Source organism: Blautia sp. AF19-10LB (assembly GCF_003461245.1).
Classification (GTDB): domain Bacteria; phylum Bacillota; class Clostridia; order Lachnospirales; family Lachnospiraceae; genus Blautia_A; species Blautia_A intestinihominis.
The window spans coordinates 322-633 of sequence record NZ_QTWS01000100.1 but is presented as its reverse complement, the minus strand read 5'-3'; the positions used below and the strand labels follow the sequence as shown (position 1 = coordinate 633).

1 pseudogene is annotated in these 312 nt (G+C 45.2%); it reads right to left on the bottom strand.

What is annotated here, in order from left to right:
* Positions 1-312 (bottom strand): annotated as a pseudogene (locus DWX28_RS20205) (IS200/IS605 family accessory protein TnpB-related protein); the annotation flags it as partial.

Sequence of the window (312 nt, the reverse complement as noted above, 5' to 3'; positions counted from 1 at the left end):
CTCCATGTCGGTATGCCTTAACCGTACATGGAACCATTTCCAGTCATGCCCATCATATAGTTTCAGATAAGCAGCATCCTTCCCTTCCTTATCCTCCCGGTACATCACATCACGGTAAAAGACCGGCATGGCATGATTCTCATATACAAGTTTCGGTTTACTTTCTCTCTGACCTGTTTTTTCCCACAATCCCAGTCGAGTTTTGTAAGAGGATACGCTTCCCAGCGCATGCTGGATGGCTGCCCTTCTCAGATAAGAAGGCATCTTTTGAAAACGGATGTCAAAATCAAAACGGGCCTGATTCTTTTTCGT